The sequence below is a fragment of the Candidatus Alcyoniella australis genome (assembly GCA_030765605.1).
Taxonomy (GTDB): Bacteria; Lernaellota; Lernaellaia; order JAVCCG01; family Alcyoniellaceae; genus Alcyoniella; species Alcyoniella australis.
Genome location: JAVCCG010000133.1, coordinates 1 through 12,167, shown reverse-complemented (window position 1 = coordinate 12,167; position 12,167 = coordinate 1). Strand labels below are relative to the sequence as shown.

Below are 12,167 nucleotides of genomic sequence, written 5' to 3'. Positions count from 1 at the left end.
CCCTCTCTTCACCGTGCGAAGCCCCTCCCCCTTACGGCCTGCCCTGGCTGATGTTGCGCCAGCCCAGTTGCGCCTGGGCTGCCAGCGATTGATGCAACTCCTGACGCCTGACCTCGGCGATTACGCGCAACAGGGCCGCAGGCCGCGGATCGCCGCGACCCGCACCGCGATTTTTACGCATGAACACGATCTCCTGGTCCACGCACAGCGATTGATACTCGCCGGACTCGGCCCAGTCAGCGAGCATCTCCAGGTGTCCGGGCAGCAGCGGATTGTAGGTGCAGTTGTGGCACTCGAATCCGGTGAGGTTGATCAACACCACGTCGGGCCGCGGCATGCGCACGGCAGTGCCGATCTCCCAGACCATGGCGCGCTCGGAGAGTGCGAGCAAAAAGCGGTCATTGGTCATCACGCTGTCGTGATCATCAATCTGCGCCAACGCGGCAGCGGCCTTGCGCGTGAAGTCGGTCTGTAAGAAGTTCCGTCCATCGTAGATCGAGCTGACCGAGCCCGGCGGGCTGCCCGGCCCGCCGTAGTCCTGACCCAGGCCGAAAATCCCCGAGCCAAAGTTAAGCAGCAGCGAGGACAACAGCACGTAGAGACAAAGCCCGCGCGCCGCAACGCGCGAATCGATGTTGCGCGCGGCAAGCAAGCGGCCCAGGCGGTCGGAGATCCAGCGCGCGCCGAGTAGCGCGGCGAGAAATACGAAAGGCACCGCGCCGGTGAGCAGGTGGGTCTGACGCGCGTTCACCGGCAGGTACTGCAAAAAGACCAGCGCGGCCGTGGGCAGCGCCAACACCAGGGTCAGCGGCGAGAACAGCGGCAGATAGCCTGCCGAGCGCAGCACGCGGCGCGCCAGATCGAGGTGCTCGGCCCAGGCCACGCGGGCCAGGGCGTCCAGCGGCTGGGTCACCACGTACAACACCAGTGCGCTGAGTTTGGGTTGCTCGTGTAAAAATCGCAGATAGACGAAATTGTGCATCGGGTAATACAGCGGGATGATCAGCTTGATGCACACTGCCATCCAGCCCGCGCCCACCAGCCCGGGCAGCAGCACCCATTTGAGTCCGCGACGCGAGAGCATCGCGTGCAGCGAGTAGCCCACGAGCACAATTCCGAGGTTCTCTTTACAGGCCAGGGTCGCGGCCGCGGCGAGCATGAACAGCCCCAGCCGCTTTCGCAGGTAGAGGTCGAAGCCGATCACCAGCGGCAAAATCGCGAACACCTCCGGGTCGTAGTTGCCCAGGTTGATTTCGTTCAGCGGCAGGAAAAGCAGGAACGCCGTGGACCAGCCCAGGGCCTGCCAATCGGAGAGAAACTTGCGCCGCGCGATTTTAAAAACCCACAGCGCACCCAGGGCAATGGTCAGGCTGGTGGCGAAGTAGTAGCTCGAGGCGTGGGGCCAGACCAGCCAGGGTAGGGCGGCGACGAAAAACACCGGCCGGAAATGGCCGTGAAAGCGCATGTTGCCCTTGATCGTGCTCAGCACCGGATTGCCGTGGGCCGTGTGCCAGATGATCTGGTTGTTGACCGCCTCGTCCCGCGGATCGTGAGTCACCAGCGCCCGGTGGCGGTCGATCAGCAGCCAAGAGAAGATGATCGTGTGCGCCACGATGGCCACGATCAGCAGCACTGCCGCTGCGCGCGATGTGCTCCCTCGATCCATTGAATGCATGCTAACGGGGAACGCTGCCCAAGTCATCAGCGGCGCGGCGCATGCGATTGCTTGCCCGCACGATCGACGCCGGGCTAGCATGCCGCATGGTCGCAGGCCGCACTCGTTCGCGCTCCCGCAAGGCACTGATTGTCGCGGTGCTGTGCGTGTCGGCTCTGTCGTTGTTGCTCAACCTGCTGGGCGTGAACTTCCTGCTGCCTTCGCAAAGCTCGGCCTACTTTGACAGCCTGGCGCCGTCCGCGCCTCTGACTTTGCTGGCGACGTTTCCAAATCTGGGCGAGCCGGTCTACGGCACGCTGCCGCCGCTGACTCTGCTGGCGGCCCAGCTTCCCGTGCTGTTGCCCGCACTCGCCGATGGCCGGGTGCAGCTCGACCGCGCGTCGCACACCGCACGTATCGACGACCAGCGCACTGCCGGCCGACTGATTTTTATCTCGCGCTTGTTCTCGGCGCTGCTCGGCGCGTTGAGCATCGCGCTGCTGCTGCTGGCGGCCAATCGGCTGTTCGGATTGCGCGCGGCGATCATCGGCGCGGGGCTTTGCGCGCTGTGCCCGATGCAGGTCTACTTTTCGCACACCGCGGGGGTCACGCCGCAGACCACGTTATGGCTAAGCGCCGCGCTGTTCGTGGCTGCGGGCGATGCGCTGCGGCCCACGCTACGGCGTGCGGCGCTGTTGGGGCTGTTCGTGGGATTGGCCGCGGCCACCAAGGAGTACGCGGCGGCCTGCGGCGCGGGATGGGGCGCGTTGATGCTCTACCAGGCGCTACGGCGGCGCAACGCCGCGCTGGGCCGTTTGGCTGCATACTGCGGCGCGGCGCTGGCGATCTACCTGGCGGCGAACCTGGCTTTTCTCGACCTGGGTCCGCTGAACGCGCATTTGCGCTACTACATCTCCGGCGGCAGCGCTGAGGCCGGGTCCGGCTCGTTCTTCTGGAAAGCGGGCAACCCGCTAAGCAACCTGCTGCCCATCGCCGCGCTGAGCGTGGCGGTGCTGTTCGAGGTCAACCTACTCGGCGGCGCGGCCGCGCTGTGGGGCGCGGTCTGGGGCGCGCGCGACCGGAGGGCACTGGCCGCACTGCTCGCGCCGGTGCTCGGGTTGTTCCTGCTGATCCAGGTGCCGTTCGGCCAGATCCTTTACCAGTACGTGCTGCCGCTGAATCTGATCGGCCTACTGTTATTCGGCGCGGTGGCGGACCGTTGGCTGAAATCCGAAACCAGCTTGCGGCGAACGCTGATCAACGTGCTGCTCGTGCTGTGCGCCCTGGGCATGGCCGCGCAGGTCGCGATGCTCGAGGCCGACCTGGCCACGGACGGCCGCAGGCCGATGCAGCGCTGGCTGCTGGATCACCTCGGTCCGCAGGCAGTGGTCTGGAGCTATTCGCCCAGCGAGGTGCTGCCCTTTGACCAGCCGCGGCTGAAGGTCAAGCCCGAGGCGCAACAGCGCAGCGGGGCCGAGCTAACGCGCAGCGCGCAGCCGCCACAGGCGCTGATCGTGGATAATGCCCTGGCCTGGCAGACGCTGTACCAGCGCGCCGCGTTCCCGCACTGGCCGCGGTTTCTGGCGAGACTCGCCGCGGGCCGTCTGGGCTACGTGCCCGCGCAAAGTTTCAGCGGCTGGCGCGAGCGCTCGGGCAACTTCTTCGGCATCGGCCAGCGCTACGTGGTGTTTGTGCCGCGCGACTCGGGTCTGCCGCGCGAGAGCGAGGCGCGGCTGGATGTGGCCGCAATCAGCCGCTCGATCTTCTGGCGTCGTTACGAGTGGGCCTGGGCCAAGCCCCTGGATGCGGGGAGCGAGATGCCGTGGACCGTGATCGACGCGCTGCCGTCCGGGCGTACGCTTGCGGCCTGGGTGCTCGGTGAGAACCTGTGGGCGCTGAAGGACGCGGGGGGCGGCTGGTGCGCGCTGTATCGACTGCCGCTGGAGAATGAGATCGTGGAAATCGTCGCGGCCTGGCGCGGGGAATCGCCCGCGGGGTTGATCAACGCCCCGGCGTATTACCGCGGCGAATGGTTGCAGTTTGGAGCGCGGCCGACCTTCTGAAATACAACAGGATCATGAATAAAACGATCCAGGGCAGCGAGCCTCCGGACGGAGGCACGTTCAGGGCGCAGCCGCAGCCCGACTTATCGTCGTTGCCGCTCTCATCCGTGTCGTCGTCATCATCGTCGTCATCGTCGTCTTGGTCGTCATCGACAATGTCGTCATCGTCCACGATGTCATCATCATCATCGTCGTCGTCGTCCACGATGTCGTCGTCGTCGTCGTCATCATCATCATCGTCCCCGCACGTGCAGCCCTCAGACATGCAGGAAGCGCAGGTCACGGCACAGAAACACGCGCACAGATCGGACAGCAGCTCGGCGTCGTCTTCATCATTGTAGTCGTCGTCGTAGTGCCGTTCGCCGTCGTCGTCGTCGTCGGACGGGGGAGGCACGGCCTCTTCGATTTTGAACATCGCCAACCAGCCACCCGCCTCGCGCTGGTCCGTATGCCCGATGACACCGGCGGCCGCACCGTAAACTCCACCGGGCGAGATGTCGGCAGCGAGGGCCGATCCCGCAGCGTTGAACGCGAACAGCGCCGCGCCCTCGCCGCGCCGGGCTGCCAGCAGCTCGTGGTCGCTTTGCTCGCCCTCAAATCCCAGGGTCGCCAGCAGCACGAACTCGGCGTCGTCGTCCGCAGCCAAATCGGCGATGCCGTCAAGCTGCTCGCCCTGTCCGGGGGTCAGGCTCAGAGCGTTGACCAGCGGCGAATCGCCGTCACGCACGAACAGCAACTCCAGGGCGAACGGGTCGTCCTGATCAAAGATCGCGGCCGCGCCGTAGGCCCCGTCGCGCGCCAGGACCGTGTACGCCGCGCGCCTCGTCGGCTCGGCCAGCTCATAGCTCCAAACCGATTCGAGCGCGCCATCGGCGTAGTGGTAGAGCAACAGCGAGTCGGCCTCGGCCAACAGCAGCATTGATCCATCGCCGGATAGGGCCAGGCTCGACTCGGGCTCGGCGTCCAGCGCTGCTAGGGGCGCGAGGGCCTCGAGGTCGAGCAGCACGATGCGCGAGCCCCGGATCGCCGCGCGCGCGCCGCCCGAGCTCAGCGACAGCGCGGCGGGCGCAATCAGCGACTCGGGCTCATAGCGTTGCAGCTCGCCGCTGTGGTCGATCAACAACAGCACCGCGTTGTCCCCGCTATCGGCCGCGAGCACCGCGGCCAGCTCGCCGCGCGAATCAACGGCAAATCCATTAAGGCCGATCGGCTCCAAATCGTCGGGCAGCTCCGTGCGCCACAGCGGATCAGCTGATCCGGTGGACCACCGCAGCACGGACCACGATTCGTCGCCAAACTCAAGGCCGTAGAAATAGATGTCGAAGCGGTCGGCGCGCAGCAGCAGCTCGGCGTCCGGATCGTCGGAGTTGTAGGTCCAGCGCGCCTCGCCGTTGTCGCCGCGGCGCAATAAATCGATACGTCCCTCAAAGCTCATCGCAAGGTAGCTGCCGTTGGCCAACAGGCAGATCGAACTCGGCGCGCGGTCGAGTTCGATCGACCACAGCAGGCCCTCATCGGCCACGGCCGGCACGGCAAACAGCAGACAGACGGCGATTGCCAGCAGCCCGACCTTGCCTGGGTTGTTCATCCGACCCTCCAACGTTTTCCAGATCAGCCTGCGGCTCAGTGCGCCTCGGCCCAGTTGCGACCGCGGCCCACATCGACCTCGATCGGCACCTCCGACGAAGCGCTCTTCATCAGCCCGACCACCAGCTGGGACAGCTCATCGGCCCGCTCTTGCGGCACCTCGAACACCAGCTCGTCGTGGACCTGCAAGAGCATCCGCGCGCCTTGGACGCGCCCGATCTCGCGGTCGACCTCGAGCATCGCGCGCTTGATGATGTCAGCGGCTGTGCCCTGGATCGGGGTGTTGACCGCCACGCGCTCGGCGAACATCCGCATGTTGTGGTCGCGGCCGTTGATGTCGGGCAACGCGCGACGGCGGCCGAGCAGCGTCTCGACGTAGCCGTGCTCGCGCGCCTGCTCCACCTGTTGTTCCATGTAGCGCGCCACGCCGCTGTAGCGTTCGAAGTAACGGTCCATGAAACGCTTGGCCTCGCCGACCTCGATCCCCAGCTCGCGGCCGAGGCGGAAGGCGCTGATGCCGTAGATGATGCCGAAGTTGATGGTCTTGGCCCGGCGGCGTTCCTCGTCGCTGACCTGGTCCGGCGGCTTGTCGAAGATCTCGCCCGCAGTGCGACGGTGCACGTCCTGGCCGCGCTCGAACGCGTCGCACATCCCCGCGTCGCCGGAGAGCCGCGCCATGATCCGCAGCTCGATCTGGCTGTAGTCGGCGCAGAGCAGCACGCAGCCCGGCGGCGCGATGAACGCCTCGCGGATTCGCCGCCCCTCGGGCGTGCGCACCGGGATGTTCTGCAGGTTCGGATCCGAACTCGACAGTCGACCGGTGGCCGTGGAGGTCATGTTGAACGATGTGTGAATGCGCAAGGTGTGCGGATTGATCAGCCCGGGCAGGGCGTCGGCATAGGTTCCTTTGAGCTTGGACATGCTGCGGTATTCCAGCAGCATCTGCGGCAATTCGTGCAGCGGCGCGAGCTGTTCGAGTACGCTGACGTCGGTGCTCGGGCCGGTCTTGGTCTTTTTAATTACCGGCAGGCCGAGCTTCTCAAACAGGATCGGCGCGATCTGCTTGGGCGACTGGATGTTGAACTCCGCGCCCGCGCTGCGATAGATCTTGGCGCGCAGAATTTCCAGCGATCCGGCCAGCTCGATCGAGAGCCGTTCGAGGATCGAACGCTCGAGCAGCACGCCTTGGCGCTCCATCCGCGCCAGCACGTCGATTAGCGGCACCTCGAGCTCGTGGTAGAGACTCTCCAGGCCCTGTTGCTCGAGCCGCTCGCTAAGCTGCTGTTCGAGCAGCCACGACAGATGAGCATCCTCGCACGAGTAGTCGCGCGCGGTATCGAGCGCCACCGCGGCGAACGGGATCTGCGCCTTACCCTTACCGCAGACGTCGGTATAGGACGTGGCCCTGTGCCCCAGCGTGGAAATCGCCACCTCGGACAGGTTGTGTTGCCGCTTATCCGGAGCCAACAGGTAGGAGGCGAGCATGCTGTCGCCGGCCACGCCGCGTAGTTCGATCCCGGCGTTGGCGAACACGATCTGGTCGTACTTAATGTTGTGCCCGACCTTGGGCAGCGCCGGGTCGCGCAGCAGCGGACCGAGGATCTCCAACGCCCGTTGCATCTCGAGCTGGCGCTCGCTGCCCTCGCTGTCGTGCGCCAGGGGCAGGTAGGCCGCGGACTCGTCTTCCCAGCAGAGGCTGACGCCGACCAGCTTGGCGAGCATCGGGCGCTCGGAGCTGGTCTCGGTATCCACACTCAGTCGGCCCGCCGCGCGGATCTGCTCCACAACCTGTTGCAGCTGCGACTCGTCGAGAATCAGCCGGTAGTTGCTCTGGTCCACGCTCTTGGCATCGGAGATCGTGGCCAGCAGGGCGTCGAACTCCAGCTCGCTGAACAGCTCGTGCAGCGCCTGCTGGTCGGGCTCGCATAGCGCTAAATCGTCCAAATCAACATCAAGCGGCACATGGTAATCGAGAGTTACCAGTTTGCGGCTCAGCCGCGCCTGCTGCTCGTGCTCGCGCAGCCGTTCGCCGAGCTTGCCCTTGATCGTTCCCGCGGCCGAGAGCACGTTATCGAAACTGCCGTACTGCGCCAGCAGTTTGAGCGCTGTCTTTTCGCCGATCCCGGGTACGCCGGGCACGTTGTCCCCCGCATCGCCGGCCAGGCCCATCACGTCGACAGCTTGGCGCACCGAGCCGAAGCGCTGCTTAACCTGCTGCGGGCCGATCTCGCGGTCCTTGAGCGGATCGAACAGCAGCACGCCATCGCCGACCACCTGGTACAGATCCTTGTCCGAGCTGACGATCTCGACTTGCCAGCCGCTGAGTTGCGCACGCCGGGCCAGCGTGGCGATCAGGTCGTCGGCCTCGTAACCGTCGAGCTCGAGGCACGGCAGATTGAACGCGCGCACCGCGCGCCGCACCAGCTCGAACTGCGGCACCAGCTCAGGCGGCGGCGCGGGTCGGTTGGCCTTGTACTCGGAGTACATCTCATGGCGAAAGGTCGGCGCCTTGGTGTCGAAGACCACGGCCACAGCCTGTGGCGGACGCTCGCGCAGCAGCTTGCGCAGCATGGTCACGAAACCGTAAACCGCGTTGGTGGGCAGGCCGCGGCTGTTGCTCAGATGGCGGATCGCGTAGAACGCCCGGAAGATGTAGGCGCTGCCGTCGACCAGTGTCAGCTTGTCGGACATCCGGTGCTAGTTTTTCTTCCTGCGACCCTTGGCCTTGGCGGCCTTGGGCGGGTTGAGCGCCAACAATTTAGAATGCACGAACTCGCCGTTGCGCTGGATCAGCTTATTGTCGAACCAGATCTCGCCGCCGCCGTACTCGGGCTTGAGCACCTTGACCAAGTCCCAGTGCACGGCGCTGCGGTTGCCGTTGTCGGTCTCGTCGTAGGCCATGCCCGGGGTGAAGTGGATCGAGCCGCCGATTTTTTCGTCGAACAGGATGTTGCGCATCGGCGTGGTGATCGCATGGTTGGTGCCGATTGCGAACTCGCCGATGTAGCGCGCGCCGGGATCGGTGTCGAATACCTTGTTCAGCTCGGCGCTCAGCGCTCCGGCCTCGGCCTTGACGATCTTGCCCTTGGAAAACTCGAGGCGCACGTTGTTGAACTCGCGGCCCTGGTAAATGCTCGGGCAGTTGTAGGTGAGGTAGCCTTCCACCGAGTCGCGTACCGGCGCCGAGAAGACCTCGCCGTCGGGCACGTTGCGCTCGCCGCAGCAGTTGACCGCGCCGATGCCCTTGATTGAAAAGCGCAGGTCGGTGTCCGCGGATTTGATCTGCACCTGATCGGTGCGCGACATGATCCGCACCAACTGCTGCTGGTGCTTGCGCAGGGCCGGGTAGTCGATGCACGTGGCGCGGAAGAAAAATTCGGTGAACTGCTCCAGGCTCATCTTGGCGTCCTGGGCCGCGCCCTGGGTCGGGAAGCGTGTGACCACCCAGCGCGAGTTGCGCACGCGCTCGTCGAGGATCGCGTGGGTCGCCTTCTGTGCGGCCTGCATGTTCTTGACCTCGGCGTTGGCAAAGACCATCGAGTTCTCAGGGCTGCGCACGCCGATAAAGCAATCGACGCTCTTCATAAACTCCAGCTCGTGGGGCCGCTGGTAGGCCGCTTGGGAGGGCTTGGCCAGGTTGTAGAAATCCAGCTCAATGTCGGGCACGATGAACTCGTACTTGACGAGCTTGGCGCCGCGCAACAGGGCCAGCTTATGCAGCTGCTTGACGATCGGCAGCGTCTCCAGGCCCACGCCGTGAATCAGCACGGTATCGCCTTTTTTTACCTTGGTGGAATAGTTTACAAGGATTTCGGCCAGCTCGGTTACGCGCGGATCCAGCATTGGTTACCTCCTCCTGCAGTGCGACGGCATCTGAACCTAGCCTGGATTATTCATGAGGTTTCGTCAACGAGGCGCGCAAGGTGCCGCAAATACAAGGAAGCACTCCACGCTTAAGATCAACGCTGCTCTGCACGACGCGGCGCGGTTCGTTGGCCAACGACCAGCGCAATACGCGAGCTTTGCGGGCGGCTCAAAGCCGCCTCCGCGACCGGTCAACAGCGCGGCAGAAGATCCCATTTGCTGAAAAAACATGCGCTTGCGTGGGTGAATATCCGGATTGTACTGTGCCTTGGTCGATTGACAATCTAAGTCGGAAAAATTTACAATTACCATCTGGGGTTTTACGTGCCTGGGCGCGGCCCGCATCCGCTGTGCATGCCGATCGCCCGCTGTATCTCTACAATGGGGCCGGGAATGAGGAGGGTCGATTATGTCACGACCACCTAAATCCTTTTGTTTCAGACCGTTCCGGCTCACGACAACCCTGTTCGTGTTGGCAGCCGCGGCCCTGGTCTGCTCGGCGGGCAATGCGAACGCGGGGCTGGCCGACGAGAGCGAGCGCCAGCACCTGAGCGACATGGCCGACCGCGAGGCGATTATCGAAATTGATCTCGATCTATCGTTGAGCACGGTAAGCCCTTCGTTCTATGGCGCCAATGTAATCAGCGGCGGCCACTTCAGCGCCAACGGCGGCGGTGTGTGGGATCCGGATGCCCAAGACTGCGGCGAGGATATCTACGGCTGCTACGCGCCGGACGTGCTCGCGTTGACCCAAGCGGCCGGCCTGGCCACGCTACGCTATCCAGGCGGCATGCAGGTGCGCCAGATGGATTGGCGTCAGGGCGTGGGCTCCGGCGGCGTGCTGATCCCCTTTGGCACCGACGAATTCCTGACCTTCGCCCGCGAGGTGGGGGCCGAGCCGATCCTGCAGGTCTCGCTTTATGATCCGATCACCGCCGATGTCGCGGGCAGCGAGGTGATCCAGAGCGCTGTGGATTACGTGACCTACATCAACGGCACCGACAAGCAGGACCGCGTGACCTACTGGGAGCTCGACTCCCAGCCGTGGGAGGGCTTCGGCACCGAGGGCGCGGTCTCCCAGGGTTACCAGGCGATCAGCCCCGAGATCTACGCCCAGGCGTTTCTCGAGTTCAGCCAGGCGATGAAAGCGGTCGACCCCGATATCAAGATCGGCGCCGATGCCTATGAGGTGCGCGACGCCAACGAGGCCGAGGCGTTTTTACGGACCTTCGTCGACTCGGGCGTAGACGACCAATACTGGCCGGACTATCTGGTGATCCACTTCCTGCGTCCCGATTTCGCGCCCGAGCTGTGCGACCTTTACGGCCGCGACCTCGAGCTGCTGCTGGAACAGATAGTCGCCGCCACGCTGGCCGCGCCGCGCGAGCTGGTGACCAGGGTGACCGCCCTGAACGATTTGAAGGACTACGTGTGGCAGGATCAGCCATCGCGGTCGAGCTCGACTTTAATCGCCATCGCCAGCTTCAATACCGGCCTGACCTTCGCCGAACAAGAGACCAACTTCCCCGGCCAGACACCGCCGCCCTGTCCGTTCCGCCACCTGCGCTACTCGCTGTTGGGTGCGATGTTCAACGCCGACGTGCTGGTGCGCCTGAGCCGCCTGGGTCAGACCGTGCAGATGGCCTCGCTGCACAACCTGGCCGACACCGACGAGGAACTGCCGCGCGGCATGTACGGCATGATCCAACCCGACAACAGCGGCGCCTATTCGCGGCCCAATCAGCTGCTGTTCGAGATGTTGGTCCAAGATCTGCAAGCCGCGACCCCGCTGGTCACCGACGTAAAAGTCCTGACCTTCGACAACGTCGGTCGCAACGGCGTGTCGGCCTACGGCTCGATCACCACCGGCGCGGACGAGTCCTTCATCCGCGTGCGCATGTTGCGTCACCGCGAAATCGGCGTGGGGGTCGACGCCTGCGGCCCGGGCAATATCCACAACCCCGACATCGAGCACTACATCAGCGGCAGCGCTTTCTTCGACCGGATGACCCTCACCCCGGACGACGAGGATCCGTTCCAGTCGGCCAACCTGCTGACCAACGGCGATTTCGAGGACGACCTCAACGGCTGGACCTACCAGGGCGATCCCTCGGGCGCATCGACCTCGGTGGAGTGCGGCGCAGAGAACTGCGTGCTGCAAATCGAGTTCGCCGACGCGCCGAACAACAACCCGGCCTACACCGAGGTGCTGTTCCAGACCGTGGAGGTCGAGCCAGAGAGCCGCTACTCACTGACCTACAGCACCAGCACGGACCAGCTGGACGTGCACACCCCCAACCTGCTGTGCGATCCGAGTTTCGAGCTTTCCGACGTCGGCGCCTACGACAACCTCTATTGGTGGCCCAACGGCACGCTGACCAACACCGAGGTGATCGACAGCGACTGCCTCGAGGGCGATCGCTGCGCCGAGGTGACCTTCACCGGCAATCCCAACTACTACCACGTGTACCAGCGTTACTACCTGCGGGCCGAGGATCCATCGGCGTACCTGCTCGAGGGCTACATTCGCACCCAAGACCTGCTGAGCAACGCGACGCTTGAGGTCCAGGCACGCAACGCCGCGGACCAGTACATCCAAACCGCCAATCCGCTGGGGATCTTCGACAGCCACGGCTGGACCAAGCTCACGCGCCAGATCACACTCTACGACCGCGAGCAGACCGCCAAGTTCCATGTGTTCCTGCGGCGCAAGCCCGGAGCCAAAGAACTGGGCGGCAACGCGGTCTGGGACTACGTCACCCTGCGCCGCGACCCGGCGCTGTACGCGCCCAAGATCGCGGTCGACGTGTGCCAGGACTCCGACTGCACGGTCTACCGCACCATCGAGACCGCCGGACAGTACGGCACGCGCGATTGGAACACCGTGAAGCTCAGCGGCACGCCCTACATCACGGCCCAAGCCTACGGCCACGACGAGAGCCTGGCGATCGTGCTAATCAACAAGGACCCGCTGAACAACACCGAGGCTGCGATATCGC

At 64.6% G+C, this 12,167-nt stretch carries 6 protein-coding genes; 2 read left to right on the top strand and 4 right to left on the bottom strand.

Annotated features, from left to right (window positions below; all coding sequences use genetic code 11):
* Positions 1–31 precede the first annotated feature (31 nt).
* Positions 32–1,666, bottom strand: coding sequence for a DUF2079 domain-containing protein (locus P9M14_16110; protein MDP8257271.1), 1,635 nt, complete (start codon positions 1,664–1,666; stop codon positions 32–34).
* Positions 1,667–1,716: 50 nt separating this feature from the next.
* Between P9M14_16110 and P9M14_16105 the strand changes: the two genes are divergently transcribed.
* A complete protein-coding gene (locus P9M14_16105; GenBank protein ID MDP8257270.1) occupies positions 1,717–3,717 on the top strand; it encodes a glycosyltransferase family 39 protein in 2,001 nt (666 codons plus the stop codon).
* Here the strand turns inward: P9M14_16105 and P9M14_16100 are convergent.
* From P9M14_16100 to P9M14_16090, 3 genes are read right to left on the bottom strand one after another with little or no spacing between them, the layout of a single operon-like run.
* On the bottom strand, positions 3,656–5,305 hold the full coding sequence (locus P9M14_16100) for a hypothetical protein (GenBank protein ID MDP8257269.1): 1,650 nt from the start codon (positions 5,303–5,305) through the stop codon (positions 3,656–3,658). The genes P9M14_16105 and P9M14_16100 overlap by 62 nt on opposite strands.
* Before the next feature lie 35 nt (positions 5,306–5,340).
* Positions 5,341–7,995: a DNA polymerase I gene (gene polA / locus P9M14_16095; protein ID MDP8257268.1), complete on the bottom strand. Its 2,655-nt coding sequence runs from the start codon at positions 7,993–7,995 to the stop codon at positions 5,341–5,343.
* 6 nt (positions 7,996–8,001) lie between these two features.
* Positions 8,002–9,147, bottom strand: coding sequence for an aminopeptidase (locus tag P9M14_16090; GenBank protein MDP8257267.1), 1,146 nt, complete (start codon positions 9,145–9,147; stop codon positions 8,002–8,004).
* Between the two features lie 430 nt (positions 9,148–9,577).
* Here P9M14_16090 and P9M14_16085 point away from each other — a divergent pair.
* On the top strand, positions 9,578–12,167 hold a 2,590-nt coding region (locus tag P9M14_16085), incomplete at its 3' end, for a hypothetical protein (protein MDP8257266.1).